Annotated in this window: 20 protein-coding genes; 12 read left to right on the top strand and 8 right to left on the bottom strand. The window is 71.4% G+C overall.

The window, feature by feature from the left end; all coding sequences use genetic code 11:
* Positions 1-68 precede the first annotated feature (68 nt).
* From panB to ACFVH5_RS34215, 3 genes are all read left to right on the top strand, one after another.
* The gene (panB, locus tag ACFVH5_RS34225; protein ID WP_385837569.1) at positions 69-935 is read left to right on the top strand and encodes a 3-methyl-2-oxobutanoate hydroxymethyltransferase; all 867 of its coding nucleotides are present in this window, start codon (positions 69-71) and stop codon (positions 933-935) included.
* 242 nt (positions 936-1,177) lie between these two features.
* Entirely contained in the window at positions 1,178-2,245 is a 1,068-nt protein-coding gene (locus ACFVH5_RS34220) for an ATP-binding cassette domain-containing protein (RefSeq protein WP_385837568.1), read from the top strand.
* Entirely contained in the window at positions 2,242-3,072 is an 831-nt protein-coding gene (locus tag ACFVH5_RS34215) for an ABC transporter permease (RefSeq protein ID WP_385837567.1), read from the top strand. Before ACFVH5_RS34220 ends, ACFVH5_RS34215 begins: the two co-directional genes overlap by 4 nt.
* A 9-nt stretch (positions 3,073-3,081) precedes the next feature.
* On the opposite strand, the gene ACFVH5_RS34210 is transcribed toward ACFVH5_RS34215, so the two are convergent.
* Positions 3,082-6,468: a BTAD domain-containing putative transcriptional regulator gene (locus tag ACFVH5_RS34210; protein ID WP_385837566.1), complete on the bottom strand. Its 3,387-nt coding sequence runs from the start codon at positions 6,466-6,468 to the stop codon at positions 3,082-3,084.
* Positions 6,469-6,660: 192 nt separating this feature from the next.
* On the opposite strand from ACFVH5_RS34210, the gene ACFVH5_RS34205 reads away from it, so the two are divergent.
* The gene (locus tag ACFVH5_RS34205; protein ID WP_385837565.1) at positions 6,661-7,461 is read left to right on the top strand and encodes a site-2 protease family protein; all 801 of its coding nucleotides are present in this window, start codon (positions 6,661-6,663) and stop codon (positions 7,459-7,461) included.
* 2 nt (positions 7,462-7,463) lie between these two features.
* On the opposite strand, the gene ACFVH5_RS34200 is transcribed toward ACFVH5_RS34205, so the two are convergent.
* The 3 genes from ACFVH5_RS34200 to ACFVH5_RS34190 form a co-directional block, all read right to left on the bottom strand.
* Entirely contained in the window at positions 7,464-7,658 is a 195-nt protein-coding gene (locus ACFVH5_RS34200) for a hypothetical protein (RefSeq protein WP_385837563.1), read from the bottom strand.
* A 115-nt stretch (positions 7,659-7,773) separates the two neighbouring features.
* The gene (gene npdG / locus ACFVH5_RS34195) at positions 7,774-8,478 is read right to left on the bottom strand and encodes an NADPH-dependent F420 reductase (RefSeq protein WP_328496716.1); all 705 of its coding nucleotides are present in this window, start codon (positions 8,476-8,478) and stop codon (positions 7,774-7,776) included.
* Positions 8,479-8,515: 37 nt separating this feature from the next.
* A complete protein-coding gene (locus ACFVH5_RS34190; RefSeq protein ID WP_385837562.1) occupies positions 8,516-9,655 on the bottom strand; it encodes an exo-alpha-sialidase in 1,140 nt (379 codons plus the stop codon).
* 107 nt (positions 9,656-9,762) lie between these two features.
* On the opposite strand from ACFVH5_RS34190, the gene ACFVH5_RS34185 reads away from it, so the two are divergent.
* On the top strand, positions 9,763-10,377 hold the full coding sequence (locus tag ACFVH5_RS34185; protein WP_385837560.1) for a hypothetical protein: 615 nt from the start codon (positions 9,763-9,765) through the stop codon (positions 10,375-10,377).
* An 81-nt stretch (positions 10,378-10,458) separates the two neighbouring features.
* Positions 10,459-11,763 (top strand): MFS transporter, encoded by a 1,305-nt coding sequence (locus ACFVH5_RS34180; RefSeq protein ID WP_385837559.1) that lies wholly within the window; start codon positions 10,459-10,461, stop codon positions 11,761-11,763.
* A gap of 247 nt (positions 11,764-12,010) precedes the next feature.
* Here ACFVH5_RS34180 and ACFVH5_RS34175 read toward each other — a convergent pair whose 3' ends face one another.
* Entirely contained in the window at positions 12,011-12,241 is a 231-nt protein-coding gene (locus ACFVH5_RS34175; protein WP_384814125.1) for a hypothetical protein, read from the bottom strand.
* A gap of 58 nt (positions 12,242-12,299) precedes the next feature.
* Between ACFVH5_RS34175 and map the strand changes: the two genes are divergently transcribed.
* Positions 12,300-13,157 carry a type I methionyl aminopeptidase gene (gene map, locus ACFVH5_RS34170; RefSeq protein ID WP_384814123.1) on the top strand — a complete coding sequence of 286 codons (858 nt, stop codon included), beginning with the start codon at positions 12,300-12,302 and terminating at the stop codon, positions 13,155-13,157.
* Positions 13,158-13,340: 183 nt separating this feature from the next.
* Positions 13,341-14,000, top strand: coding sequence for a heme oxygenase (biliverdin-producing) (locus ACFVH5_RS34165; RefSeq protein ID WP_385837558.1), 660 nt, complete (start codon positions 13,341-13,343; stop codon positions 13,998-14,000).
* 279 nt (positions 14,001-14,279) lie between these two features.
* On the opposite strand, the gene ACFVH5_RS34160 is transcribed toward ACFVH5_RS34165, so the two are convergent.
* From ACFVH5_RS34160 to ACFVH5_RS34150, 3 genes are all read right to left on the bottom strand, one after another.
* A complete protein-coding gene (locus ACFVH5_RS34160; RefSeq protein ID WP_385837556.1) occupies positions 14,280-14,924 on the bottom strand; it encodes a PhzF family phenazine biosynthesis protein in 645 nt (214 codons plus the stop codon).
* Between the two features lie 76 nt (positions 14,925-15,000).
* Entirely contained in the window at positions 15,001-16,488 is a 1,488-nt protein-coding gene (locus ACFVH5_RS34155; RefSeq protein ID WP_385837555.1) for an HtaA domain-containing protein, read from the bottom strand.
* A gap of 75 nt (positions 16,489-16,563) precedes the next feature.
* Complete coding sequence (locus ACFVH5_RS34150; protein WP_385837554.1) at positions 16,564-18,030, bottom strand: HtaA domain-containing protein; 1,467 nt, start codon at positions 18,028-18,030, stop codon at positions 16,564-16,566.
* 264 nt (positions 18,031-18,294) lie between these two features.
* On the opposite strand from ACFVH5_RS34150, the gene ACFVH5_RS34145 reads away from it, so the two are divergent.
* The 4 genes from ACFVH5_RS34145 to ACFVH5_RS34130 form a co-directional block, all read left to right on the top strand.
* Positions 18,295-19,278, top strand: a complete 984-nt coding sequence (locus ACFVH5_RS34145; RefSeq protein WP_385837553.1) for a hemin ABC transporter substrate-binding protein — start codon at positions 18,295-18,297, stop codon at positions 19,276-19,278.
* 2 nt (positions 19,279-19,280) lie between these two features.
* A complete protein-coding gene (locus ACFVH5_RS34140) occupies positions 19,281-20,498 on the top strand; it encodes an iron chelate uptake ABC transporter family permease subunit (RefSeq protein ID WP_385837552.1) in 1,218 nt (405 codons plus the stop codon).
* Positions 20,495-21,331, top strand: a complete 837-nt coding sequence (locus ACFVH5_RS34135; RefSeq protein WP_385837551.1) for a heme ABC transporter ATP-binding protein — start codon at positions 20,495-20,497, stop codon at positions 21,329-21,331. The genes ACFVH5_RS34140 and ACFVH5_RS34135 overlap by 4 nt, the downstream gene beginning before the upstream one ends.
* 188 nt (positions 21,332-21,519) lie before the next feature.
* Positions 21,520-22,075, top strand: a 556-nt coding sequence (locus tag ACFVH5_RS34130; protein ID WP_385837550.1) for a cupredoxin domain-containing protein, incomplete at its 3' end; no start/stop codon positions are given.

Here is a 22,075-nt window from a genome sequence, read left to right as displayed (position 1 = left end):
GGTGCCACCATGGAGGGGATCCGGGGACGCCGTCAGGGCGCTTCGAGATGACAGAAGGAGCCGTTGCAATGACGCAGTTTTCGGCTGCCCAGAACGCCACCGACAGCAGCAACCGGGCGCTGTACGGAGGCAAGGGCACACGCCGTATCACTGTCCGCGACATCACGGTGGCCAAGGAGCGCGGCGAGAAGTGGCCGATGCTCACCGCGTACGACGCGATGACCGCGTCCGTCTTCGACGAGGCCGGCATCCCGGTCATGCTCGTCGGCGACTCCGCGGGCAACTGTCACCTGGGCTACGAGACCACCGTGCCCGTCACCCTCGACGAGATGGCCATGCTGTCGGCCGCGGTCGTACGGGGCACCTCGCGCGCCCTCATCGTGGGCGACCTGCCGTTCGGGTCGTACCAGGAGGGGCCCGTGCAGGCGCTGCGGTCGGCCATGCGGCTGGTGAAGGAGGCCGGGGTCGGGGCCGTGAAGCTGGAGGGCGGCGAGCGCTCGCACGAACAGATCAAGCTGCTCGTGGAGTCGGGTATCCCCGTGATGGCGCACATCGGGCTCACTCCGCAGTCCGTGAACTCCATGGGGTACCGGGTGCAGGGGCGGGGCGAGGAGGCGGCTCAGCAGTTGCTGCGTGACGCCAAGGCCGTGCAGGACGCGGGGGCGTTCGCCGTCGTACTGGAGCTGGTGCCGGCGGAGCTGGCCGCCGAGGTGACGCGCGTGCTGCACATTCCGACCGTCGGGATCGGGGCGGGGGCCGAGACGGACGCGCAGGTTCTCGTGTGGACCGACATGCTCGGGCTCACCGGCGGGAAGATGCCGCGGTTCGTGAAGCAGTACGCGGATCTGCGGCAGGTCATGGGGGATGCGGCGAAGGCGTTCGCCGACGATGTCATTGGCGGAACGTTCCCTCAGGAGGAGCACTCCGTCCACTGACCCAACGGTCCACTGCGGCAAGAAGGCAGCCCGCCGATTTCCCCCGTCGGCGGGCTGCCGTTTTTTCGCCCCCGCCGCCCCTACCCGTTCCCGTCCACACATGGGGGCTGCGCCCCCTCGCCCCCATTGCGCAGTTCCCCGCGCCCCTAGGTACCTAGCGCAGTCTTTTGGGCCCACCCCCAGGCGGAGCCTGTCGGTGAGCTGTCGGTGGTTTGTCGGTGGGGGGTGGGAGTTTGGGTGGCATGACGCGAATCGACAACGAGCCCCGGCAGGACGGCGGCACAACCCGCCCCGACGCCGTCAGCGTGCGGGGACTGGTCAAGCACTACGGCGAGACCAAAGCACTGGACGGCGTGGACCTGGACGTGCGCGAGGGCACGGTCCGCGGCGTGCTCGGCCCGAACGGCGCCGGCAAGACGACCCTCGTACGCATCCTCTCCACCCTCCTCATACCCGACGCGGGCCGCGCCACGGTCGCCGGCTTCGACGTCGTGCGCCAGCCCCGCCGCCTGCGCCGCGTGATCGGCCTCACCGGCCAGTACGCGTCCGTGGACGAGAAGCTCTCCGGCCGCGAGAACCTCTATCTGATCGGCCGGCTCCTCGACCTGACCCGCAAGGACGCCCGCACCCGCGCGGACGAACTGCTGGAGCGGTTCTCGCTCACGGACGCGGGCAAGCGCCCGGCGAGCACGTACTCCGGCGGTATGCGGCGCCGCCTCGACCTCGCCGCGTCCATGATCGGCAGTCCGACCGTCCTGTTCCTGGACGAGCCGACGACCGGCCTGGACCCCCGTACGCGTAAAGAGGTGTGGGGCGAGGTCAAGCGGATGGTCGGGGACGGTGTCACCGTCCTGCTCACCACCCAGTACATGGAGGAGGCCGAGCAGCTCGCGAACGAGCTGACGGTCATCGACCGCGGCAAGGTCATCGCGAACGGCGGTATCGACGAGTTGAAGGCGAAGGTCGGCGGCCGTACCCTGCGCATCCGCCCGGCCGACCCGCTGGAGCTGCGCCCCACGGCCGGGGCCCTCGACGACTTCGGCCTCACGGGCCCGGGCAGCGCCACGGTGGACATCACCACCGGCACGGTCCTCGTCCCCATCCTCAGCGACGAGCAGCTGACCGCGGTGGTCGGCGCGCTCACCGCCCGGGGCATCACCCTGGCCGGCCTCAGCACCGAACTGCCCAGCCTGGACGAGGTGTTCCTCTCCCTCACCGGCCACCGGGCCACCGAACCGACCGATCCGGACGACCCGCGGGACACCCCGGCCGACCGTTCCCACGAGTCCTACGAGGAGGCCGCCGTATGAGCGCCGCCACCGTCATCGAGGCGCCCTCGGCGCTCGGCACCGACGACGATCCGCACGTCGGCATACGCGCCCATCTGCGCCACATCAGCGCCCTGGTCCGCCGCAACGTGCTGTGGATCCGCCAGGACCCGGAGTCGATGTTCGACGTCATCCTGATGCCGATCGTCTTCACGCTGCTCTTCGTGTTCGTCTTCGGCGGCGCGATCGCCGGCAAGGGCAACCAGGACGAGTACGTCAACTACGTCGTCCCGGGCCTCATGGCGATGATGGGCATGAACATCGCGATGGGTGTGGGAACCGGCTTCAACCAGGACTTCCAGACCGGCGTGATGGACCGCTTCCGGTCCCTGCCGATCTCCCGGGCCTCGGTCCTGATCGCCAAGATCTCGGTGGAGATCGGCCGGCTGCTGCTCGCCACGGCGATCCTGCTCGGGGTCGGCTTCCTGCTCGGTCTGTCCGTGTCGAACGTCCCCGGCCTGTTCGCCGCCATCGGCCTGGCCCTGGTCTTCGGCTCCTCCATCATGTGGATCTTTCTGACCATGGGCGTGGTGATGAAGAACGCCCAGGCCATCCAGGGAATGGGGTTCCTCGTGCTGATGCCCCTGCAGTTCGGTTCTTCGATCTTCTCGCCGCCGTCCACGATGCCGGGCTGGCTGCAGACGTTCACCGACTACAACCCGCTGTCGTCCCTCGCGGACGCGGCCCGGGGTCTGATGAACGGCGGCCAGCCGGTCGCCCACGACGTCATGATCACGCTGCTCTGGTCGCTAGTCATCACCGTGGTGATGGCCCCGGTCGCCATCCACAAGTACCGCACCAAGACCTGACGACCTCTGTCAGACCAGGGCGGCGGCCTCCTCGAAGGAGAGGCCGCCGCCCTGCGCGTACGCGGCGTCGTACGCCTGGTCGTCGAGGACCTGGCGTGCCGCCGCCTCGGCCTGTCCCCTGATCTCGTGCTCCACGACGGCCCGGAAGTGCCCGGGCGGCAGGAGTTCGTCGGCGGCGCCGAGGCAGCGGGCGGCGTCCTCGGCTCGCCGGCCGCCCTCGGCCCCGGCGAGCGCGATGGACGCGGTCGCCAGATGCACCGAGAACATGTGCGGCGCGATCATCTGGGTCAGGGGGTCCTTGGCCCGCTCCAGGGCTCCCCGCACCTTCACCACCGCCTCGTCGTACAGGCCCTCCTGCGAGTCGAGCCAGGCCTCCACGCCCATGACGAACCCGTCGAAGACCACGAACCTGACGGCGCCGAAGTCGTCCCACAGCCGTTCCATCTGCGCGCGGGCCTCGGCGACGCGGCCGGTGCGGCCGAGCCACATCGCGAGGAAGAGCCGGGCGCCGGGCATGGCCTCGTTGTGCGCGCCGTCGCCCTGTTCCAGTACCTCGCGCAGCAGCCGCTCGCCCCGCCCGGTCTCGCCCGCGTCGATGAGCACGCTGCCCAGACGGGTGCTGAGGATGGCCATCTGGGCGCGGGCGCCCAGGCGTTCGGCGTGGGTGATGGCCGTCTCGTAGTCCGTCGCGGCGAGTCGGTAGTCGCCCTTGCGTTCATGGGCCTCGCCCCGCGCGGAGAGCGCCTCGGCGGCGCCCCAGGCGTCTTCGAGGCCGACGAAGAGCTCCAGCGACTCGTCGGCGTCCCGGGTCGCGTCGCCCGCCCAGTCGGCGCGGTTGGCGAGCATGTTGGCGCGCATCTGCAGGGCGACGGCCAGCTCCCAGCGGGTGCCGAGTTCCCGGCAGGTCTCCACGCTCGCGTCGATGACCCGGCGCAGCCGGTCCATGTCGCCGGTCAGCAGCACGGCGAAGAACCAGAGGTAGCCGGGGTTGCGGCAGACCTGCGGCAGGCCCGGCTCGTAGGCCTCGGTGACGGCGAGCAGTTTGGCTTCCGCCTCCGGTGTCTGCCAGGTGTCCAGCTCCAGGTCCATACAGGCGAGATGGAGGAGATGGATGCCGCGCCTGGCCTCGACGAGGACGTCCTGGTTCATGGGCGGCGGTTCGGCGATGCAGGACTCGTACAGCGGGGCGGCCCGTTCGGTGGGCGGGGCGAAAGGGTCGGGGCCCATCGCCATGACCTCTCGCGTCCAGTTGCGGGTGATCATGCGCAGGTCGCGGATCTGCCAGTACCAGGCGAGGGAGAGGACGAGGCAGAGTGCCTCCTGTTCGTCCTGCGCGGCGACGGCCCGCTGCAGTGCGGCGCGGGTGTTCTCGCTTTCGAGCTGGAACAGTTCGATGGCCGCGCGCTGGCCGGGGCCGCGCAGCAACGGGTCGGTGGTGCGGGCGAGTTCGCGGTAGTACGTGAGGTGGGCGCGCTCGGTGGCGGTGCGCTCGCCGGAGGCGTCGAGCCGCTGTCCGGCGTACTCGGCGACGGTCTCCAGGAGCCGGTAGCGCATGTCGCCGTCACCCGGGCCCGAGCCCGTGCCCGTGCCCGTGCTCCCGTCCGTCCTCTCCCCCGCATGCTCGCCCGAAGGGGCGGCCACCACGAGGGACTTGTCGACGAGGGAACCGAGCGCCTCCAGCGCGGCGGGTCCGCAGACGGCCTCGGCGGCGGCGAGGTCGCAGCCGCCGGCGAAGACGGACAGCCGCCGCAGTACGTCGCGTTCGTCCTCGTCGAGCAGGTCCCAGGACCAGTCGACGACGGCCCGCAACGTCTGCTGGCGCGGCAGGACCGTACGGCTGCCCGAGGTGAGCAGCCGGAAGCGGTTGTCGAGGCGGTCGGCGATCTGGCGCGGGGTGAGCATCCGCAGCCGGGCGGCGGCGAGTTCGATGGCGAGCGGCAGTCCGTCCAGGCGCCGGCAGATCTCGGCGGCGGCTTCCGAATCGTCCTCGATCCGGAAGCCGGGCCGGGCGGCGGCGCCCCGGTCGGCGAGGAGCTTCAGCGCGTACGGCTCGGGCAGCGGCTCGACGGGCCGCAGCAACTCCCCCGGTACGCCCAGGGGTTCGCGGCTCGTGGCCAGTACGGTCAGTCCGGGGCAGCGTTCGAGCAGTTGCTCGACGAGGCGGGCGGCGGCGTCCACGACGTGTTCGCAGTTGTCGAGGACGATCAGCATGCGGCGTTTGGCGCAGTGCTCGGTGAGCCGGACCAGCGGGTCGTCGTGCCGGTCGGTGACGGCCCGCAGCTCCTCCGCGCCGGCGCCGCGCAGCACCGTCTCCCGGGCGCCGACCGCGGTGAGGACGGCCTCGGGGACGGCGTCCGGGTCGTCGACGGGCGCGAGTTCGGCCAGCCACACGCCGTCGGGCAGGTCCCGGGCGACGCTCTCCGCCGCCTCCTGCGACAGCCGGGTCTTCCCGGCACCGCCCGGCCCCAGCAGGGTCACGAGCCGCGCCCCGGCGAGGTCCCCGCGGATGGTCGCCAGATCGCCGTCCCGCCCGACGAAGGAGGTGAGCCGGGCCCGCAGGTTCCCCAGCGACACGGGCCGCTCGCGCGGGGTGGCCCGGGTGTCCCGGCGGTCCGGCGCCGCACCGGAGCCGCGACGGTCCGGGGCGGCCTCGGGACCACCGCTGTACGAGGCCCGCAGCAGCTCGGTGTGCAGGGAGCGCAGTTCAGGTCCCGGGTCCGTACCCAGCCGGTCGGCCAGCAGACGGCGTACGGACTCGTAGGCGGCCAGGGCCTCCGCCGCGCGGCCCGCGTCGCGCAGGGCCCGCAGGCGCAGCACCTGGAGGGGTTCGTCCAGCGGGTGGGTGTCGCAGAGGGCGGTGAGGTCGGGCAGGGACTGCTCGGCGTGGCCGAGGGCGAGGGCGGCCCCGAGACGCGCGCGCCGGGCGGCGAGCCGGCGGGCCTCCCACCGCGACGACTGCGCCGTACGGTCCGGGAGATCGGTGAGGGCCGGGCCCTGCCAGAGGGCGAGGGCGTCGTCCAGGATGACGGCCGCCTTGCCGGGGTCGCCGTCGGCCAGCGCGCGCGAGCCCTCGCCCGCGAGCCGTTCGAACCGGTGCAGGTCGACGTCGTCGGCCGCCGCGCGCAGCCGGTAGCCGCCCTCGTCGGAGCCGATCGCGTCCGCGCCCAGCGCCCTGCGCAACCGGCCCACCAGGGCTTGGAGCGCGCCCGGGGCGTCGGCCGGAGGGTCCGCGCCCCAGACCTCGTCGACCAGCACGGCCACGGACACGGTCCGGCCGGGGCGCAGGGCGAGCACCGTCAGCAGGGCGCGCAGCCGCGCCCCGCCGACCGGAACGAGGGTGCCGTCGGTACGGAGTGCCTGGGTGGTGCCGAGGATGCGATAGCGCACGCAGACCATTGTCCCTGTCTGCGCCCCTGGTCCGCCCCGGATTTTGGACCGGCATGAACCGGGGGTGGCCGAGAAAGGACCGGGAACGCGGGCGGAGGGCCGCAGGAACCTCCGACCCTCCCCAGGACGTTCCCCCCACACCACCGGTACGGTCTACCCGGCACGCCCAGCCCGTTCGAACATTCCAGGGAGCCCCACCCCATGACCACCGCCACCGGCCGGCACAGTGACCGGCGCATCAGCCCCGTGTTCCTCGGGATCGTGGCCGTCGCGGCGGTGACCGGCTGGGCCACCTGGACGGGCTTCGCCGAGCAGCCCGGCGTCGCCGTCTTCCTGTTCGTGACGGCGGCGTGGATCGTCTCGCTCTGTCTGCACGAGTACGCGCACGCCCGCACGGCCCTGCACAGCGGCGACATCTCGATCGGCGCGAAGGGCTATCTGACCCTGAACCCGCTGAAGTACACGCACGCGCTGCTCAGCATCGTGCTGCCGGTCCTCTTCGTCATCATGGGCGGCATCGGTCTGCCGGGTGGCGCGGTGTTCATCGAGCGGAGCCGGATCCGGGGCCGCTGGAAGCACAGCCTGATCTCGGCGGCGGGCCCGCTGACGAACGTGCTGTTCGCGGTGGTCTGCACCGCCCCGTTCTGGCTGGACGCGCTGGACGGCGTACCGGCCGACTTCCAGTTCGCCCTCGCGTTCCTGGCGCTGCTCCAGGTCACGGCCGCGCTGCTGAACTTCCTGCCGATCCCGGGCCTGGACGGCTACGGCGTCATCGAGCCCTGGCTGTCGCACAAGATCCGCCGCCAGGTGGAGCCGTACGCGCCCTTCGGTCTGCTCTTCGTCTTCGCGATCCTGTGGATCCCGGAGGTGAACAACCAGTTCTTCGACGCGATCGACGCGCTGCTGCGGACGCTGGGCATCGACGAGATCCGTACGTACTGCGGGCAGAACCTCTACCGGTTCTGGACGGAGACGGACCAGTACTGCTCGATCGGCGGGTGACGTCAGCCGGTGGCGGAGGACGCCGACGCCCTGCGGCGCATGCGGTCCCGGCGCAGGTAGTACCAGGTCATGTTGGACGACAGGCCCGCGAGCAGCACCCACACGATCCCCAGCCAGCTGCCCTGGACGAAGGAGACGACGGCCGCCGCCGTGGCGAGGACGCAGACGGCGAGGGCGTAGAGGGCGAGTCGGGACATGGGGTCTGCTCCTGTCGGGGAACTCCGGGGCCCGGCGCCACAGCGCGCGGGTTCCGGAGGGGGACACTGCTCGGCTCCAGTGTCCCCCACGTCCGCCGGGCACCCTGACGCGGTCCTACAGGTCGGTGAGGCGCAGGCCCGCGTGGGCCTTGTACCGGCGGTTCACCGAGATCAGGTTCGCGACCAGCGACTCGACCTGGTGGGCGTTGCGCAGCCGCCCGGAGAAGATGCCGCGCATGCCCGGGATGCGGCCGGCCAGCGCCTGGACGATCTCGACGTCGGCGCGCTCCTCGCCGAGCACCATCACGTCGGTGTCGATCTCCTCGATCTCCGGGTCCTGGAGCAGTACGGCCGACAGGTGGTGGAAGGCGGCGGTGACACGGGAGTCCGGGAGCAGCGCGGCGGCCTGTTCGGCGGCGCTGCCCTCCTCGGGCTTCAGCGCGTACGCGCCCTTCTTGTCGAAGCCGAGCGGGTTCACGCAGTCGACGACGAGCTTGCCGGCCAGTTCCTCCCTCAGCGACTCCAGGGTCTTGCCGTGTCCGTCCCACGGCACGGCGACGATCACGATGTCGCTGCGGCGGGCGGTCTCGGCGTTGTCGGCGCCCTCGACGCCGTGTCCGAGCTCGTCGGCGGCGGCCTGCGCGCGCTCCGCGGCCCGCGAACCGATGATCACCTTCTGCCCGGCGCGGGCCAGCCGGTAGGCGAGACCCTTGCCCTGCGGACCGGTGCCGCCGAGCACGCCGACGACGAGCCCGGAGACGTCGGGAAGGTCCCAGGGGTCCTTGGCGGGGGCCTTCTGTGCACTGTCAGTAGAGGTCATGGGCCGACTTTACGTGCGTGGTTCCGGTCGGCGCCGCTCACGTGAGAGCCGTCACGGGGATCCTCCGGAAGGTGATCGTCTCGTACGCGCTGAAGTCGCCCGTCTCGTAGAGGAGTCCGACGGTGTCGTCGTCGACGCGCACGAGATCGGAGTACGCGGCGGGCAGTCCGTCGACGGTGTGTGCCGTGCGCCAGGTGACGCCGTCGTCGGTGCTGGCGCGGACCGTCATCAGGGCGCGGAAGCCGGGGTCGGCGGGGCCCGAGTAGAGGAGCACGTCGGGTGCGCGGAGCTGGAGCAGGCTGCCCTCGACGACGGGACCGACGAGTCCTGCCTGCGGGCGGAAGGGCTTGACCAGGTTCCGGCCGCCGTCCCGCGAGTACGCGTCGGCGCGGGTGCCGGGGGCGGTGGAGTCGTTGCGGGTGTTGAAGTAGACGCGGCCGTCGGGGAGTTCGGCGGCGGTGGTCTCGTTCGCGTTGATGTAGTTGCCGGGGTTGTCGTCGACGTACCCGATGCGCCAGGTCGCGCCGCGGTCGTCGCTGAGCAGACAGTGCCCGCCGTTGTACTTGCCCTCGGTGCCGGTGTCCGTGCCGGCCGGCGGGAGGGAGTGGTTGGCGGGGACGACGATCCGGCCGGTGGTGAGCCGGAGGGCGTGGCCGGGAGTGGTGGCGTACCAGCGCCAGGGTGCCTTCTTCGCCTGCCCGGTGATCTCGCGCGGGCCGGACCAGGTGCGGCCGTCGTCGTCGCTGTGCAGAACCCAGACGCGGCGCCCGTCGGCGGCGCTGACCTTGCCCCGGCGGATGGTGTCCTCGGTGGCGAGGGCGGCGTTGCGGACATGGACGAGGAGGATCCTGCCGGTGTCGAGGACGACGGGGGCCGGGTTCCCGGCCAGCGCCTCGCCGTTCGAGGCGGCCACCTGGAGCGGTCCCCAGGTCAGTCCGCCGTCCGTGGACCGCTTCAGGACGATGTCGATGTGCCCGAAGTCGTCACGGGAGCCGACCCTGCCCTCGCAGAAGGCGAGCAGGGTTCCCTCACCGGTGACGACGACGGCCGGGATACGGAAACTCGCGTAGCCCTCCTGCCCGGCCCGGAACGGCACGGACACCTGGCTGCCGGTCTCACCGCCGGCCTGACTGCTCGACTCGGTGCTCGGCTCAGTGCTTGGCTCAGTGCTGGTCATGGAAACCTCTCCTCGCCGGCCGGGTGAACGGGCCACTCTGCCCAGGATGGGCGAATTCGCCGTGAACGCCGTCTGACGAGCAGTCCGCTGCGGCAGGATGCGGCCCCATGGATGCCGTACGGGTGGCCTTGTTGCGCGAAGTGCTCGCCGGGACCGAGTGGCCGGGCGCCACACGGCGGTTCGCGGGGGTGCTGCGGTCGTCCGTGCTGCCGCACGGAGGCGGGCTGCTGCTGGTGGGGACGGCGCAGTACGAGCCCTGGCACCTCGCCGCCCATCTGGTGGACGAGGCCGCCTGGTCGGGCACGCCGGAGCTGGCGCCGACGCTGGTACGGCACGGGGCGCGGCCCGGGGACCCCGCCCATCTGGCGGTGGGGCTCGGCCGGATCGAGGCGGCCCGGCGCGGCGAGACACTGCTCGTCGTGGCGCCGGGCGCGCCCGGGGCACCACTCCTGGAGCGGGTGTACGACGCGCGCCGGGCCGGGGCCACGGTCCTCGCGCTGGACTCTGGCGACCGCGAACTGCACGCGATGGCACACGAGTCGCTGGCGGTGCCGCCCGGACCGGGCCCGGACACGGGGCTGGATCTGGACACCGTTCAGCACCTGGTCAGTGCGGCCACCGGGGAGAACTCACTGCCCGCGCCCCGGGGCCGGCGGCGGTTCACCGACCGGCTGTCGCGGCTGGCGGACCGGCTGACGGCACCGCCGCCCGCGCGCTGGTGAGCCGAGGGCCGCGCCGACGGGGCGGCCCCGGTCGAAAAAGCGTTTGTACGCGGCGGGGTCGCGACCGCAGCATGTCCCGTCGTGACGGAACTGAGCAAACCCCAGCCCAAGGCCGGTACGCGATTGCGGGCGCTGCTGCCCGATCTCGCGCCGTGGCGGGCCTCCGCCGACTTCCGGCGGCTGTGGGTGGCCGGACTCATCACCAACTTCGGCAGCTTCCTGACGTTCGTCGCGCTGCCGGTGCAGATGAAGGAGCTGACCGGTTCCGCGGTCGCCGTCGGCGCGATCGGTGCCGTGGAACTCGTACCGCTGATCGTGTTCGGGCTGTACGGCGGGGCGCTCGCCGACGCCCTGGACAAGCGGAAGCTGATCATGTGGACGGAGGCGGGGCAGGGGGTCCTGTCGGCCGTCCTGCTGGTCAACGCGCTGCTGCCGGAGCCACTGGTGTGGCCGCTGTACGTCGTCGCCGCGCTGTCCTCCGCACTCGTCGCGGTGCAGCGGCCCGCGCTCGACGCGCTCACCCCGCGCATCGTCCGGCACGAGCACCTGCCGGCCGCCGCCGCGCTCAACTCGCTGCGCTGGACGGTCGGCGGGGTCGCCGGACCTGCGGTCGCGGGGCTCGTCGTGGCGTACGCGGGGCTCGGCTGGGCCTACGCCGCGGACCTCGGCACGTTCGCCGTCTCGCTCTTCCTGGCCGTGGGGCTCGCCGCGTCGCCCGCCGCGCACGAGGCGGCGAAGCCGTCGCTGAGGTCGATCGCGGAGGGCGCCCGGTACGCGTGGAGCCGCAAAGAACTGCTCGGTACGTACGCGATCGACCTGGCCGCGATGTTCTTCGCCTTCCCGCTCGCCGTGCTGCCCTTCCTCGCGGACGAGCTGGACGCCGAGTGGTCGCTCGGGCTGATGTACGCGGCGCTGCCCGCGGGGTCGCTGCTGGTGAGCCTGACCAGCGGGTGGACCTCGCGGATCCATCGGCACGGGCGGACGGTGGTGCTCGCGGCGGCGGGCTGGGGGCTCGCGATGGTGGCCGCGGGGTCGGTTCGCGAGGTGTGGCTGGTGCTGCTGTTCCTGACGCTCGCCGGCTGCTTCGACATGGTCAGCGGGATCTTCCGGGCGGCGATGTGGAACCAGACGATTCCCGACGAGCTGCGGGGGCGGCTGGCGGGGATCGAGCTGCTGTCGTACTCGGCCGGGCCGCAGCTGGGGCAGGTACGGGCCGGTGGGATGGCCGCGGTGTTCTCCGTGCGGGCGTCCGTGTGGGCCGGGGGTGCGATGTGCGTGGCCGCGGTGGGGGTGTTGGCGGTGTGCCTGCCGAAGCTCATGTCGTACGACGTGCGGACGAACGAGCATGCGGTGCGGATGAAGTCGGTGCGGGGCGTTGGGGGTTGAGCGCGGCTCCTCGCGCCCCTCAAAGCCAAAGACTGCGCAGTTCCCCGCGCCCCCTGAGGGCGAAAGGCAAAAGATTGCGCCGTTCCCGCGCCCCTGAAGGGCAAAGGCAAAAGATTGCGCCGTTCCCCGCGCCCCTGACGGGCCCGGGGGCGGGCGGGCCGTGCGGTCGTGGCTGCGGGTGCGTGGGGGTTGCTCGCGCCGTTCCCCGCGCCCCTGACGGGCGGGGAGCGGGGTGGGGGAGGTTCGGTCAGTTGTCGGCTGGGGGGCGCGTACCGGGGTCGTGCCAGCGGGGGTCCGTCTCCCAGTCGAGGTTGCGCTCACGGGCCGTGTCCATCGCCCGCTGGGCCTCCTCGCGGGAGGCGTACGGACCGAAGCGGTCCTTCGCCGGGCACTCCGGCCCCTCCTCCACCTTCTTGTGTTCCAGGCAGTAGTACCACTCGCCCGGTTTACCGACCGTCCGCTTCTTGAACAGGGCCATGACCAGCTCCTCTCGCCACCGACATGTTCCCCCATCTCCGCTGGTTAGACTCGCTGGCATGTCTGGCCAGTCGCTGCTCGTCCCAGGGGAACTGTCCCCCATCCGTTCCGTGCCCGGAAACATCCGCCGCCCGGAGTACGTCGGCAAGCCCGCACCGACCCCGTACACCGGGCCGGAGGTGCAGACCCCCGAGACGATCGAGGCGATGCGCGTCGCCGGCCGGATCGCCGCGCAAGCCATGGCCGAGGCCGCGAAGCTCATCGCGCCCGGCGTCACCACCGACGAACTGGACCGGGTCGCGCACGCCTACATGTGCGACCACGGCGCCTACCCGTCCACGCTCGGCTACCGCGGCTTCCCGAAGTCCCTGTGCACCTCCGTGAACGAGGTCATCTGCCACGGCATCCCGGACTCCACCGTCCTGCGGGACGGCGACATCATCAACCTCGACGTGACGGCGTACATCGGGGGCGTGCACGGCGACAACAACGCCACGTATCTCGTGGGTGACGTGGCCGAGGAGTCGCGGCTGCTGGTCGAACGGACCCGTGAGTCGCTGGAGCGGGCCATCAAGGCGGTCAGGCCCGGCCGCCAGATCAACATCATCGGCCGGGTCATCGAGTCGTACGCGAAGCGGTTCGGGTACGGGGTCGTCCGGGACTTCACCGGGCACGGCATCAACTCGTCGTTCCACTCGGGGCTGATCGTCCCGCACTACGACAGCCCGCACGCGACGACCGTGATGCAGCCCGGGATGACGTTCACGATCGAGCCGATGCTGACGCTGGGTTCGTACGACTACGACATGTGGGACGACGGCTGGACGGTCGTCACCAAGGACCGGCTGCGGACCGCGCAGTTCGAGCACACCCTGGTCGTCACGGACAGCGGGGCCGAGGTTCTCACCCTCCCGTAGCCGCCCCTGCCATCAAGCCGCCCGCTCACCGAGAGCGGGCGGTTCTTTTCTTTCATGTGGAAGTGACGGAGATTCGGGGTACGTTTTTACCGACAGGACGTCGGGAACCCATTGACTTAGGTAAGCCTAACCATAGAAGATTGGTCCGGCTCCCGTCTCCCCCGTTCAGCCCCGGAGGTCCTCATGACATCGTCGAGTACGCCGTTCTCGACGCTCATCCGCACCGCGTCCCACGAGCAGCACGTGGAGGCGGAGACCTCGACCTTCATGAGCGATCTGCTCGGCGGCAGGCTGGGCGTGGAGGCGTACGCGCGCTACACGGAACAGCTGTGGTTCGTGTACGAGGCGCTGGAGTCGGGTGCGCGGGATCTTTCCGGCGACCCGGTCGCGGGGCCGTTCATCCAGCCCGAGCTGATGCGGCTCGCCTCGCTGGAGCGGGATCTCGCCCATCTGCGGGGGCCGGGGTGGCGTGACGGAGTCACCGCGCTGCCGGCGACGCTGGAGTACGCGGAGCGGGTCGCCGAGTGTGCGCGTACGTGGACCGGGGGGTATGTGGCGCATCACTACACGCGGTATCTCGGGGATCTCTCCGGTGGGCAGATCATTCGCGGGACGGCGGAGAAGACGTGGGGGTTCGACCGCAAGGGTGACGGGGTGCGGTTCTATGTCTTCGAGGACATCGGGAACCCTGCGGCGTTCAAGCGGGGGTATCGGGAGCTGCTTGACGCGCTTCCCGTGGATGACCTGGAGAAGCAGCGGGTCGTTGCCGAGTGCCGGCGGGCGTTCGCGTTGAACACGGGGGTTTTCCGGGCGCTGGGGGAAGAGTTCCGCATCAGCGCGTGACGTTCCACTGGGGTTCGCGTTTCCGGGTGGGGGTCCGGTGGGGGCTGGCCGCGCCGTTCCCCGCGCCCCCTAAAGCAAAAAGATTGCGCCGTTCCCCGCGCCCCCGAGGGGGCGAAGGCCGGAGCGCAAGCCCGCCCGTGAGGTGGCAAAGGCCGGGGCGCAGCCCCGTCTTTGAGGGGCGCGGGGAACTGCGCGACCAGCCCCCACCGGGCCCGCACCCAACAACGCGACCCCCACCCCCACCCGCCCCCGCCCCCGCCCCGCCCCGCCCAAAACGTGTCAGCGTTCCAGGAAAACCCTGCCGCCCAGTTCTATCCAGCCTTCCGGCTGCGGGGCGGTGAGGAGTTGGGAGCCGGTGCCCTGGACGATGTTCAGGGCTCGGCCCAGTCGCGCCGTCAGCTGGAGCGCCGCGGCCCCCGTCGCCTCGTCCTCGTCGATGCCGTCGCCCCGGCCGGGGAACCCGCGGGCGCGGACCCGGCCGGCCGCCTCGTCCTCCCACGCCCAGGCGTACACCCACTCCCCCGCCGCCGGCACGGCCAGCGCCTCGACCTCGGCGGCGGTGGCGTACTGCCGCAGCGTGCGGGGCCGCGGCCAATCCGGGCGGGCCTCGATCCAGGTGAACTCGCCGTCCAGCCGCGTGCCCACCACGCCCGCGGGCGTGACGAGTTCGGGTACGTCCAGCAGCCAGGCCACGCCCACGCAGGGGTATCCGGCGAACGGCAGCCGCGCACTGGGCGTGTAGTTGTCGATGACCCCGCGCTCGGGGTCATCGACGAACACCGTCTCGCTGAAGCCGAGTTTCGCCGCGAACGTCTGCCGTTCGTCCTGCTCGGGGAGTACGGAACCCTCCCGTACCACCCCGAGTTCATTGCCGTACTCGCCGCGGGGCCCGCAGAAGACCCGCACCACGTCGTAATCAGTCACTCCGGCATTCAAACATCATGACGGCGACGCGTGTGCGGGCACTTCCAGGTCGGGCCGGTCAGGCAGGTCGGGCAGGTCAGGCCTGGGTGGAGTCCGTCAGCCGGCGGCGGCGTACGGCGAACACCACGCCCGCGCCCGCCGCGACGGTGGCCGCGGCGGCCGCTCCGAGCGCGCCGACGGGGACGTCGGAGCCGGTGGAGGCGAGGTTGCCGGTCACACCGCCCGTGGTGGACCCGGTCGTACCCGCGCCACCGGTGGTGCCGCCGGTCGTGCCGCCCGTGGTCCCGCCTGTCGTGCCACCCGTCCCGGACGTCGACGTCGGGTCGGGGTCCGGGAGTTCGGCGTCCGCGGTCAGGGCCACCGCGATGTCGACCGGGTCGAGTTCGGCGCCGGTCTGGTAGAAGCCGCCGAAGGCCTCCGCGCCCGCCTTGGTGAGGGTGGTGGTGACGCCGTCGAGGGTGATGACGTCCTTCTCCGCGCTCAGGTCGGCCGACTTGGGCTTGAGTTCGGCGAGGGTCACGCCCTCGGACTTCTCACCGAGGCTGTCGACGTCGGCGGTCAGCTTGCCGGAGCCGCCGTCGATCTCCGCCTTCAGGTCGCTGAGGGTGAGGTCGAGACCGTACGTGCCGTTGTCCTCGTGGCCCTTGAAGTTGACCGAGCCCTTGAAGGAGGCCTTGAGGGTGTCGGCGTCCGTGTCATAGGTGCCGGTGGCGTCGGGGAAGGTGAAGACGCCGTTGCCGGACGCCTGCTCCGCCCCGCCCGACACGGTGATTTCGCCCTTGGCGACCCCGTCGACGACGTACGTACGGAAGGACTGCTTCACGCCCCAGCCGAGTGTGCCGTAGCTGATGTCCCCCTTGGTGGCGGCCTCGGTGGGCGAGGGCTTCGGGGTCGTCGATCCCGTCGGCTTCGGGGTGGCGGTGGTGGTCGGGGTGCTCGTGGGGGTGCCGGTCGGCGTGGCCGGCGGGGTGGTGGTGTCCGTGGGCGTCGGGGACGGCGACTCGACCTTCTTCTCGACCACTGTCAGGGGGTCGCCGGCCGCGCCCGAGTAGGAGGAGCTGCCGAAGACGTCCCCCGCCTCCTTGGTCAGCTTGGTCGTCATGTCCGTCATCGTGCGGTTGACGGTGACCTCGGCGAGCGGCACGTCCTGCTGGGTCGTACCGGCCTTCGTCACATCGGCGGTGACTTTCGCGTCCTTGCTGTCGAACTTCACGTCGGACAGCTTCAGTTCGAAGCCGTGCGCCTTGGAGACGATGTTCAGGGTGCCTTCGAAGCCGAGCGCGACGGTGTGGGCCTCGGAGTCGTAGCTCCCGGTGCCGTTGACGAAGGTGAACACGCCGTTGTCCTTGGCCTGCGTGGCGCCGGCCTCGGGCGTGAAGGTACCGGCCGCCATGCCGGTCACGTAGTTGCGGTACGACTCTTTGATGCCCCAGGTCAACTCGTAGCCCTTGAGCGGTACTTCGGCGGCGGAGGCGGACGTGACGGCGAGCGCGGTGGCGCCGAGCGTGACGGCGGTCGCGCAGGCTGCGGCAAGGGCTGTCGAGCGGCGGCGGTTGGCGGCCATGGTCGTGGATCTCCTCGGTTCGGGGTGCGTTCAGTGTGTGGGGGTCCGCGCAACTCGCGGACAGGGAAGAAGAGTTCAGGTCTCGTCGGGGGCGTCGGGGGCCGCGGCGGTGGCGGTGGCGGTCTGCGGCGTACGGCGCCTGCGGATGATCAGGAAGGCCGCGGCGACCGCGACCAGGGAAGCGGCCGCGAGGCCGATGGGCAGGACGGGGACGTCCGATTCGCTCGCGGTGGCCTCGGTCTTCGGCTCGGCCTTCTTCGGTTCGGCCGCCGCTGCCTCGGGCGTGGCCGACTGCGCGCTGCCCAGGTCGGGCAGGGCGGGCAGTTCGGCCTTGTCGGTCAGGGCGACGGCGAGGGACACCGGGTCCATCTCCGTGCCCGCCCTGTACATCCCGCCGAAGGCCTCGGCCCCCTTGACGGTGAGCTTCGCGGGGGCCTCGGTGACCTGGGCGAGGCCGTCCTTCGGCTTGAGGTCCTTGGCGGTGAAGGTGACCAGCGGCACCTTCTTGTCCGTCCCGCTCGCCTTGCCCGTGCCGCCGCCGCTCGTGACGTCGGCGTACAGCGTGCCCTTGCCGTCGTCCGTGACCTCGGCGCGGATTCCGCCGAGCTTCAGGTCGAGGCCCTGCTCACCGGTGAAGCGGACGGCTCCGGTGAAGGCCGCGTCGAGGGTCCGCTTCTTCTCGTCGTACGTGCCCGAGCCCTCGGGGAAGCGGAAGAGCGCGCCGCCGTCCTGGGCGCCGTCGCTGAGCTTCCACTCGCCCTGCGCGATGGCGCCGGTGACGTACTCGCGGAAGGTCCTGCGCACCCCCCAGTCCACGGCGCCGTTCTCGATCCGGCCCGAAGTCTCCTTCTTGGCCTTCGGCTTGGACGTGGCCCCGGTCGGCGAGGGCGACGGTGTGCGGGTCGGTTCGGCGGCAGCCGCCTTCACGTCCGCGGAGAGGCTGACCGGGTCGAGGGCGGTGCCCGCCGTGTAGTAGCCGGCGAAGGACTTGGCGCCCTGCGCGGTCAGCGTGGCGGGCAGGTTGTTCAGCTGGACGGCGTTGCCGCCGCCCTTCATGTCGATGCCGCCCAGGGAGAGGGAGGCGAAGGGCACCTGCGAGGACGTCGTGACCGCCCCGGTGCCCTTCGCCTTGCTGATGATGTCGACGTAGAGCGTGCCGCCGTTGCCCGCGAGGCGGACGGTGGGGCGGCTGATCGTCAGGTCGAGCTGGTAGGTGCCGTTGTCCTCCTTGTGTCCGAGGAAGTGGACACCGCCGGAGAAGCCGGCGTTGAAGGCACCCGAGGAACCGTCGTACGCGCCGGTCGCCGAGTGGAAGCGGAACTGGCTGCCGCCGACCGTGGCCGCGCCCCCGGTGAGGGAGAAACTGCCGTGCGCTATCGGGCCGGTGACATAGCTCTGGAAGGAGGATTTGATGCCCCAGTCCAGACGTCCGCCCTGCACGGTCCGGCTCGCCGCGTGGGCCTGACCGGCCGGGAGCAGCGCCGCGAGTACTGCTGCGCAGAGCAGGGTCACGTGGGTTCGTAGGTGCGGGCGGGCTGGCATGCGTCCTCCGGGGCGGGGGATCTGGCCGGATACGGCCGCGTCCTGGCGAGAAAGGTAAGGCTAACCTAAGCTATGCCCTGCCGGGACGGGAAGCATGGGATGAGACATACGGGGACCGCGGGTTGTTTTTCGACTGACGGTTCACTGACGGTTCGTCGTGGCTTGTCGCGCGGTTCCCCGCGCCCCATGCGGGCGCAGCCCCGCCCGCATGGGGCGCAGTTGCCGATTTGGCCGACCGAAAGGAACCACACGACCGTGGGACGCATGCGTGGACGAGTGGCGGGTGCGCTGCTTGCGGTGCTTGTGGTGGCGGGGTGCGCCTCCGGCGAGGAGGCACCCGGGACGGCCCCGAAGGTTCGCGCCGTCGCCGATCGCGTCGAGCCGCTCGCCGACACACCGGAGCCCCGACTCCCGGTCACCGTACGGTCGGCCGACGGCCATGACGTCACGGTCGAGGACGCCGAACGCATCGTCCCGCTCTCCGGCAGCCTCAGCGAGATCGTCTTCACCCTCGGCCTCGGTGACCGGGTCGTCGCGCGTGACATCACCGCCACCTTCGCGCAGGCGGAGAAGCTGCCGGTGGTCACCCGCAACCACGACGTCTCCGCCGAGAGCGTGCTGTCCCTCAAGCCCGATCTGGTGCTCGCCGAGGCCACCACCGGGCCCGCGGAGGCGATGGGCCAGATCCGCGACGCGGGCATACCCGTCCTCGTCGTCGACCCGGCGCAGGGCCTCGACGACGTGGGCCCGCGTATCGAGGCGGTGGCCCGCGCCCTCGGCGTACCGGCCGCGGGCAAGGAGCTCACCAAGCGCTCCGAGGACCGGATCGCCGCCGTGAGCCAGGACGTTCCGAAGAAGACCGACGCACCGCGTGTCGCCTTCCTCTACCTCCGCGGCTCCGCGTCCGTCTATCTGATCGGGGGCAAGGGCTCGGGAGCCACCTCGCTGCTCGAAGCGGCGGGCGCGGTGGACGCGGGCGCGGAGTCGGGCCTGAAGAAGGACTTCACCGCGATCACCACGGAGGCCCTCGCCCAGGCGGCCCCCGACGCGATCCTCGTCATGTCGAAGGGACTTGAGTCCGTCGGCGGCATCGACGGCCTGGTCAAGATTCCCGGCGTCGCGCAGACCCCCGCCGGGATGGACCGCCGGGTCGTCTCCGTCGAGGACGGTGTACTCCTCAACTACGGGCCCCGCACGGACGCCGTACTGAAGTCCATCGTCGGCCAGTTGTACGGGGACGAGAAGTGAGCGTGACCGACAAGACCGCACCCCGGACTCCCGGGAACCCCGCCGAAACTCCCCCTGCCGGGACTTCCCCTTCCGAGCCCCCCTCTTCCGAGACTCCCTCTTCCGAAGCTCCGGCCTCCGAAGGTCCGGCACTCGAAGCTCCGACCCCCGACACGCCCGCCGCCTTCGCCCGTGGCGGTGTCACGCGCCCTCGCCGCAGCGTGCCCTGGCTGCTCACGGTCGGCCTGGCCGCCCTCCTCCTTCTCCTCACCCTCGCCTCCGCCGGACTCGGCGCGTACGAGATCCCGCCCGGGGACGTCCTCTCCTCCGTCGCGCACCGCGCCGGTCTCGGCGGTGGCGGACTGGAACGGGTCCCCGAGTCCGTGCTGTGGAACGTGCGCTTCCCGCGGATCGTGCTCGCGCTGCTCGTCGGTGCCTCGCTGGGCTGCGCGGGCGCGCTGATGCAGGGCGTGTTCGGCAATCCGCTCGCCGAACCGAGCGTCATCGGCGTCTCGGCGGGCGCGGCGGTCGGCGCGGTCGCCGCGATCTCGCTGGGCCTGAGCTTCCTGGGCACCTGGACGATCCCGGTCTTCGCCTTCGTCGCGGGTCTCGGCACCGCGCTGCTCGTGTACTCGACGTCCCGCTCGGGCGGCCGGACCGAGGTCGTGACGCTGATCCTCACCGGTATCGCGGTGAACGCCTTCGCGGGCGCGCTGATCGGCCTGTTCATCTTCCTGGCGGACACCGCCGCGGTGAACCAGATCACCTTCTGGCAGCTCGGCTCGCTCTCCCAGGCGACCTGGCCGAAGGTGCTGGCGGTACTGCCGTGCGCGGTGGCCGGTCTCGCCGTCGCCCCCTTGTACGCACGCAAGTTGGACCTGCTGGCGCTAGGCGAGCGCCCGGCCCGGCATCTGGGTGTGGACGTCGAACGGCTTCGTGTCGTGCTGGTCCTGGTCGTCGCGCTGCTGACGGCCGCGGCCGTCAGCGTCTCCGGGGTCATCGGTTTCGTGGGGCTCGTCGTCCCGCATCTGCTGCGGATGGCCGCGGGGCCGGGCCACCGCTTCCTCGTTCCCGGCAGCGCCCTGGGCGGTGCGGTCGTACTGCTCGCGGGCGACCTCGCGGCGCGTACCGTCGCCGAGCCCGCCGAGCTGCCGCTCGGTGTGCTGACCGCTCTCTTCGGCAGCCCGTTCTTCTTCTGGCTGCTGCGCAGGACCCGTCGCAGGCAGGGAGGCTGGGCATGAGGAGGCGCAGGGGATGGCTCCGTACGGGGAGCGTGCCGCCCGGCCCCGTGGCCGCCGGTGACGTGCTCGCCGCAGCCGAGGGCCTGCACGTCCGGCTCGGCGCCCGCGAGGTGCTGTCCGGCGTGGACGTCGAGGCCCGCGCGGGCGAGGTGCTGGCACTCGTCGGCCCCAACGGGGCGGGCAAATCAACCCTGTTGGGCGCGCTCGCCGCCGACCTCCCGGCGGCCAAAGGTGTCGTACGGGTCCATGGGTGCCCGGTGTCCGACTGGTCGGCGCGTGAACTGGCCCTGCGCCGGGCGGTGCTCCCCCAGTCCGCCTCGCTCTCCTTCCCCTTCCCGGTCGAGGAGGTCGTACGGATGGGGCGGGCACCCTGGGCCGGCCGGCCCGAGGAGGCCGAGGACGACACGGCGGTGGCGTCGGCCATGAAGGCGACCGAGGTCACCGAATTCGCGGGCCGGACCTTCTCCGCGCTCAGCGGCGGCGAGCGGGCCAGGGTCGCGCTCGCCCGGGTGCTCGCCCAGCGGGCCCGGCTGCTGCTGCTCGACGAGCCGACGGCCGCACTCGACCTCAGACACCAGGAGTTGGTGCTGCGGGTCTGCCGCGAAAGGGCGCACGCAGGGGACGCGGTGGTCGTGGTGTTGCACGATCTGGGTCTCGCCGCCGCGTACGCGCACCGGGTGGTGATCCTGTGCGCCGGGCGCGCGGTGGCCGACGGGGCGCCCTCGGAGGTCTTCACCGACCGACTGCTTTCGGACGTCTACAAACAGCCGGTGGAGGTGTTTCCCCACCCGCGCACGGGCGGGGTCATGGTGGCCCCTGTCAGGGGTTCTTGACCCGTCTTTGACCGTTTCGTGGGGGGCGGATAGCGCCTCCGTGACCGTGCCGTGCTCGTACGCCGTCCATGAGAGCTGAATCACTGGACGGGCGGCTTTCAGTCAGGTAAGCCTCAGATAAGTTAGGGCAGCCTCACTGAGCCGCTGTGAAGCAACTGTGTTTCCCCTGTGACCCTCTTGGAGCCTGTATGCGAGCCGTCCGACTCTCCGTCGTCACCGCTGCCGCGACCGCGGCGGCGGTGGCCGCTGTCACGGGTTGCACCGAGAAGAGCGATGCGTCGAGTGACGACCACGTCGTGGAGGTGACGGCGACGGACAGCAAGTGCGAGGTGTCGAAGAAGGAGTTTCCTGCCGGTCACGTCCAGCTCGACGTGACGAACAAGGGCTCCAAGGTCACCGAGGTGTACCTCCTCTTCCCTGATGACCGGATCGTCACCGAGCGGGAGAACATCGGGCCCGGTACCCGGCAGAAGGTCACCGCCGAGGTGAAGGCGGGTGCTTACCGGATCGCCTGCAAGCCGGGCATGAAGGGCCAGGGCATCCGGCAGGACGTCACGGTCACCGGCGGCGGCACGGCCGCCAAGCGTGATCCGCGGCTGGACGCGGCGGTCGCCGCCTACCGGCAGTACGCGCAGGAGCAGGCCGACGCGACCCTGCCGAAGGCGAAGGTGTTCGCGGACGCGGTGAAGGCCGGCGACATCGAGGGCGCGAAGAAGGCGTACGCCACGTCGCGGATCGGCTGGG

The organism is Streptomyces sp. NPDC127119 (assembly GCF_042677425.1).
Taxonomy (GTDB): Bacteria; Actinomycetota; Actinomycetes; order Streptomycetales; family Streptomycetaceae; genus Streptomyces.
Note: the sequence above shows the minus strand (reverse complement) of the source record. Positions and strands in the feature narration are given on the sequence as shown.

Coding starts and splice junctions, on each gene's coding strand:
- panB (WP_385837569.1), top strand. CDS start 69: ATGACGCAGTTTTCGGCTGCCCAGAACGCCACCGACAGCAGCAACCGG.
- ACFVH5_RS34220 (WP_385837568.1), top strand. CDS start 1,178: ATGACGCGAATCGACAACGAGCCCCGGCAGGACGGCGGCACAACCCGC.
- ACFVH5_RS34215 (WP_385837567.1), top strand. CDS start 2,242: ATGAGCGCCGCCACCGTCATCGAGGCGCCCTCGGCGCTCGGCACCGAC.
- ACFVH5_RS34210 (WP_385837566.1), bottom strand. CDS start 6,468: ATGGTCTGCGTGCGCTATCGCATCCTCGGCACCACCCAGGCACTCCGT.
- ACFVH5_RS34205 (WP_385837565.1), top strand. CDS start 6,661: ATGACCACCGCCACCGGCCGGCACAGTGACCGGCGCATCAGCCCCGTG.
- ACFVH5_RS34200 (WP_385837563.1), bottom strand. CDS start 7,658: ATGTCCCGACTCGCCCTCTACGCCCTCGCCGTCTGCGTCCTCGCCACG.
- npdG (WP_328496716.1), bottom strand. CDS start 8,478: ATGACCTCTACTGACAGTGCACAGAAGGCCCCCGCCAAGGACCCCTGG.
- ACFVH5_RS34190 (WP_385837562.1), bottom strand. CDS start 9,655: ATGACCAGCACTGAGCCAAGCACTGAGCCGAGCACCGAGTCGAGCAGT.
- ACFVH5_RS34185 (WP_385837560.1), top strand. CDS start 9,763: ATGGATGCCGTACGGGTGGCCTTGTTGCGCGAAGTGCTCGCCGGGACC.
- ACFVH5_RS34175 (WP_384814125.1), bottom strand. CDS start 12,241: ATGGCCCTGTTCAAGAAGCGGACGGTCGGTAAACCGGGCGAGTGGTAC.
- map (WP_384814123.1), top strand. CDS start 12,300: ATGTCTGGCCAGTCGCTGCTCGTCCCAGGGGAACTGTCCCCCATCCGT.
- ACFVH5_RS34165 (WP_385837558.1), top strand. CDS start 13,341: ATGACATCGTCGAGTACGCCGTTCTCGACGCTCATCCGCACCGCGTCC.
- ACFVH5_RS34155 (WP_385837555.1), bottom strand. CDS start 16,488: ATGGCCGCCAACCGCCGCCGCTCGACAGCCCTTGCCGCAGCCTGCGCG.
- ACFVH5_RS34150 (WP_385837554.1), bottom strand. CDS start 18,030: ATGCCAGCCCGCCCGCACCTACGAACCCACGTGACCCTGCTCTGCGCA.
- ACFVH5_RS34145 (WP_385837553.1), top strand. CDS start 18,295: ATGCGTGGACGAGTGGCGGGTGCGCTGCTTGCGGTGCTTGTGGTGGCG.
- ACFVH5_RS34135 (WP_385837551.1), top strand. CDS start 20,495: ATGAGGAGGCGCAGGGGATGGCTCCGTACGGGGAGCGTGCCGCCCGGC.